Origin of the sequence: Streptomyces sp. SM11, assembly GCF_002910905.1 — a bacterium.
GTDB lineage: Bacteria > Actinomycetota > Actinomycetes > Streptomycetales > Streptomycetaceae > Streptomyces.
The window spans coordinates 35,968-40,790 of sequence record NZ_NEUE01000270.1 but is presented as its reverse complement, the minus strand read 5'-3'; the positions used below and the strand labels follow the sequence as shown (position 1 = coordinate 40,790).

Genomic DNA, 4,823 nt, shown 5'->3' with positions numbered 1-4,823 from the left:
AGGGGTTGCGCATGCGGGGTTGTGGGATCTCTCTTTCACAGTCTGCCGGCTGTGGGACGAGTCAGAAACCGTTGATGTAGGCGAAGGACATGCGAAAGGTCCGGCGTAGAGGGTAAGACCCCCGTAGCTGAAACATCAACGGCTCGTTTGAGAGACACCCAAGTAGCACGGGGCCCGAGAAATCCCGTGTGAATCTGGCGGGACCACCCGCTAAGCCTAAATATTCCCTGGTGACCGATAGCGGATAGTACCGTGAGGGAATGGTGAAAAGTACCGCGGGAGCGGAGTGAAATAGTACCTGAAACCGTGTGCCTACAAGCCGTGGGAGCGTCGCTGTATGTGCTTGCACATGCAGTCGTGACTGCGTGCCTTTTGAAGAATGAGCCTGCGAGTTAGCGGTGTGTAGCGAGGTTAACCCGTGTGGGGAAGCCGTAGCGAAAGCGAGTCCGAACAGGGCGTTTGAGTTGCACGCTCTAGACCCGAAGCGGAGTGATCTAGCCATGGGCAGGTTGAAGCGGAGGTAAGACTTCGTGGAGGACCGAACCCACCAGGGTTGAAAACCTGGGGGATGACCTGTGGTTAGGGGTGAAAGGCCAATCAAACTCCGTGATAGCTGGTTCTCCCCGAAATGCATTTAGGTGCAGCGTCGTGTGTTTCTTGCCGGAGGTAGAGCACTGGATAGGCGATGGGCCCTACCGGGTTACTGACCTTAGCCAAACTCCGAATGCCGGTAAGTGAGAGCACGGCAGTGAGACTGTGGGGGATAAGCTCCATGGTCGAGAGGGAAACAGCCCAGAGCATCGACTAAGGCCCCTAAGCGTACGCTAAGTGGGAAAGGATGTGGAGTCGCAGAGACAACCAGGAGGTTGGCTTAGAAGCAGCCACCCTTGAAAGAGTGCGTAATAGCTCACTGGTCAAGTGATTCCGCGCCGACAATGTAGCGGGGCTCAAGCGTACCGCCGAAGTCGTGTCATTCATACACATAGGGCCAACGCCCGTATGGATGGGTAGGGGAGCGTCGTGTGCCGGGTGAAGCAGCCGCGGAAGCGAGTTGTGGACGGTTCACGAGTGAGAATGCAGGCATGAGTAGCGATACACACGTGAGAAACGTGTGCGCCGATTGACTAAGGGTTCCTGGGTCAAGCTGATCTGCCCAGGGTAAGTCGGGACCTAAGGCGAGGCCGACAGGCGTAGTCGATGGACAACCGGTTGATATTCCGGTACCCGCTTTGAAACGCCCAGTACTGAATCAGGCGATGCTAAGTCCGTGAAGCCGGCCCGATCTCTTCGGAGTTGAGGGTAGTGGTGGAGCCGATGAACCAGACTTGTAGTAGGTAAGCGATGGGGTGACGCAGGAAGGTAGTCCAGCCCGGGCGGTGGTTGTCCCGGGGTAAGGGTGTAGCCCGTGTGGTAGGTAAATCCGTCACACATTTAAGGGTGAGACCTGATGCCGAGCCGATTGTGGTGAAGTGGATGATCCTATGCTGTCGAGAAAAGCCTCTAGCGAGTTTCATGGCGGCCCGTACCCTAAACCGACTCAGGTGGTCAGGTAGAGAATACCGAGGCGTTCGGGTGAACTATGGTTAAGGAACTCGGCAAAATGCCCCCGTAACTTCGGGAGAAGGGGGGCCATCACTGGTGATAGCACTTGCTGCTTGAGCTGGGGGTGGCCGCAGAGACCAGCGAGAAGCGACTGTTTACTAAAAACACAGGTCCGTGCGAAGCCGTAAGGCGATGTATACGGACTGACGCCTGCCCGGTGCTGGAACGTTAAGGGGACCGGTTAGCTGCTCTTCGGGGTGGCGAAGCTGAGAACTTAAGCGCCAGTAAACGGCGGTGGTAACTATAACCATCCTAAGGTAGCGAAATTCCTTGTCGGGTAAGTTCCGACCTGCACGAATGGCGTAACGACTTCTCGACTGTCTCAACCATAGGCCCGGTGAAATTGCACTACGAGTAAAGATGCTCGTTTCGCGCAGCAGGACGGAAAGACCCCGGGACCTTTACTATAGTTTGATATTGGTGTTCGGTTCGGCTTGTGTAGGATAGGTGGGAGACTTTGAAGCGGCCACGCCAGTGGTTGTGGAGTCGTCGTTGAAATACCACTCTGGTCGTGCTGGATGTCTAACCTGGGTCCGTGATCCGGATCAGGGACAGTGTCTGATGGGTAGTTTAACTGGGGCGGTTGCCTCCTAAAGAGTAACGGAGGCGCCCAAAGGTTCCCTCAGCCTGGTTGGCAATCAGGTGTTGAGTGTAAGTGCACAAGGGAGCTTGACTGTGAGACCGACGGGTCGAGCAGGGACGAAAGTCGGGACTAGTGATCCGGCAGTGGCTTGTGGAAGCGCTGTCGCTCAACGGATAAAAGGTACCCCGGGGATAACAGGCTGATCTTCCCCAAGAGTCCATATCGACGGGATGGTTTGGCACCTCGATGTCGGCTCGTCGCATCCTGGGGCTGGAGTCGGTCCCAAGGGTTGGGCTGTTCGCCCATTAAAGCGGTACGCGAGCTGGGTTTAGAACGTCGTGAGACAGTTCGGTCCCTATCCGCTGCGCGCGCAGGAATATTGAGAAGGGCTGTCCCTAGTACGAGAGGACCGGGACGGACGAACCTCTGGTGTGCCAGTTGTCCTGCCAAGGGCATGGCTGGTTGGCTACGTTCGGAAAGGATAACCGCTGAAAGCATCTAAGCGGGAAGCCTGCTTCGAGATGAGTATTCCCACCCTCTTGAAGGGTTAAGGCTCCCAGTAGACGACTGGGTTGATAGGCCAGATGTGGAAGCCCGGTAACGGGTGGAGCTGACTGGTACTAATAGGCCGAGGGCTTGTCCTCAGTTGCTCGCGTCCACTGTGTTAGTTCTGAAATAACGAACGGCCGTGTTTCATCCGGTGTTGGTTAATTTCATAGTGTTTCGGTGGTCATTGCGTTAGGGAAACGCCCGGTTACATTCCGAACCCGGAAGCTAAGCCTTTCAGCGCCGATGGTACTGCAGGGGGGACCCTGTGGGAGAGTAGGACGCCGCCGAACAATTTTTCCGGGAAAGCCCCGCACCTATGGTGCGGGGCTTTCCTGCGTTCCGGGCCTTTCTCCCGCTCGCGGTGAAGATTCCCCGCTCCCGCTCCGTCAGCGTCGTGATGCGCGGGTCCGACGAGGCCGGCGCGCCGGGTACGGCCGGGAGGCGATGGACGTAGGCATCGAGGAGGCGGCGCGTCGGGGTCGGGGCGACCACCGCGACACCGGCGGCCACACGCGGCGGGGGTGGTCGGTTGAACGTGGGGCGGGCGGGGGGTGAGGATCGGGGCATGGACTATGTGATGCGTGCTGTACGGCCCGACGAATGGCCGCAGGTCAGGCAGCTGCGCCTGGATGCGCTGAAGGATCCGGCGGCCCCTGTGGCGTTCCTGGAGTCGTACGAGGAGGCGGTGGCGAAGCCGGACGTCTTCTGGCAGGAGCGTGCTGCTGCCGCCGCCGAGGACGGGGGCGGCTGTGTCCGGCAGTTCGTCGCGGAGTCGCCCGATGGGGTGTGGGCGGGGACGGTCACCGTGCTCGTCGAGAGCCCGGAGGACGATGTGCGCTTCGGGGAGGCCGCTGAGCTGCACCAGGCGCACCTCGTCGGTGTGTTCGTCCGGCCCGGGGCCCGGGGGTCCGGGGTGACGGACGCGCTGTTCCGGGAGGCCGTCGCGTGGGCCTGGTCGCTGTCCTCGCCCCGGCTGGAGCGGGTGCGTCTCTACGTGCACGAGAAGAACCCGCGGGCCGCCGCCTTCTATCGGCGGTTCGGGTTCGTCCCCTCCGGGCAGCGGATTCCGGCCCCGGGCGGCCGGGGCGAGCTGGAGCTGGAGTACGTCCTCGGGCGGCAGGCGTAGCGGCGCTCCGGGGGTCTTCTTCGTCCAGGGGCTTTCGTCTTCTACGGGACAGCCCTTAGCTGACACCGGGGGCCGGGGCGTGCAGGTGTTCCTGCCAGCGGGCCCGGCCCTGTTCCTGGGAGCGGAGCAGCACCAGGGCGGGCATGCCCCGGTTCTGGCCGGTCGCCAGCAGATCCGGGAGCTGGGGAAAGGGTGCCACGGCCGCGACGTCGTCGAGGACGAGCCTCATTGGTGGGTCGAGCCGACCGTCGGATGACCGTGCGGCCATGCGGCGGCCGTGCTCGACCACGTCTGCGGCGAGCGCGGTGAGGAGGGGCATCGCGCCGGGGTGGGACCGGGGATCCTCGACGGGGTCGCCCACCAGATAGAGCGTTCCCCCTTCGTCCGCAAAAGATTCCAGCGCGAGGGAATCCGCTCGGTTCGCCGTGCAGGCCTCGCGGATGTGCACCGTGGAGAGCGCGGCGAACGCCCGTACCGTCAGTTCCTGGGCCACTTCGCGCCGTTCCGGATAGGCGGTGAGGGCGGACTCCAGCAGCCCGGCGAGCCCGGACGCGGCCTTGGGGTGCGTACGGAGGAGGCGTACCGGTTCGTGGGCGCCGGCCCCGGAGGCCCAGCGCAGGACCTGACGGAAGGGGCGGCCGTCCACCGCTGCGGCGTGCAGCCAGCACTGGAGGAGCGTCTGCGCCGTGTCGGCCACCGCCGCGTCGATCCGGGCCTGCGGGCGTACGGGGGCGAGCAGGGCGGCGGCGCGGGCGGCGGCGTCTTCGGGGAGCTCGCAGCCCGCGGTGGGCGACCAGTGGAGGCGGGCCGGGGTGTCGCAGAGGTGGCCCGGGTCGTAGACGAGGACCGGGCCGAGCTTGCTGCGGGCGTCTTTCGTCTCAACCCAGACGGTGGGGTCCGAGGTGATGACGAGGGCGGGCCCTTCGGCGTCGTGGATGGCCTGGACGACGGTGGGGCGCCGGG

At 62.5% G+C, this 4,823-nt stretch carries 2 protein-coding genes, 2 rRNA genes and 1 pseudogene; 3 read left to right on the top strand and 2 right to left on the bottom strand.

The genetic code is table 11. From position 1 onward, the window contains the following. Both B9S58_RS29705 and rrf read left to right on the top strand, forming a co-directional pair. Positions 1–2,829, top strand: a 23S ribosomal RNA gene (locus B9S58_RS29705); the annotation flags it as partial. Positions 2,830–2,907: 78 nt separating this feature from the next. Further along, positions 2,908–3,024: ribosomal RNA gene (gene rrf, locus B9S58_RS29700) — 5S ribosomal RNA — on the top strand. Between the two features lie 58 nt (positions 3,025–3,082). Here rrf and B9S58_RS39600 read toward each other — a convergent pair. Continuing rightward, positions 3,083–3,244, bottom strand: a pseudogene (locus B9S58_RS39600) (DNA-binding response regulator); the annotation flags it as partial. Positions 3,245–3,299: 55 nt separating this feature from the next. Here B9S58_RS39600 and B9S58_RS29690 point away from each other — a divergent pair. Beyond that, positions 3,300–3,860 carry a GNAT family N-acetyltransferase gene (locus tag B9S58_RS29690; protein ID WP_103535045.1) on the top strand — a complete coding sequence of 187 codons (561 nt, stop codon included), beginning with the start codon at positions 3,300–3,302 and terminating at the stop codon, positions 3,858–3,860. 55 nt (positions 3,861–3,915) lie between these two features. Here the strand turns inward: B9S58_RS29690 and B9S58_RS39595 are convergent. Then, positions 3,916–4,823: type IV secretory system conjugative DNA transfer family protein (locus tag B9S58_RS39595; protein WP_258045128.1), on the bottom strand; the 908-nt coding region annotated here is incomplete at its 5' end.

Bases quoted from the DNA above. Each gene is read 5' to 3' on its own strand.
- B9S58_RS29690 (WP_103535045.1), top strand. From the start codon at position 3,300: ATGGACTATGTGATGCGTGCTGTACGGCCCGACGAATGGCCGCAGGTC.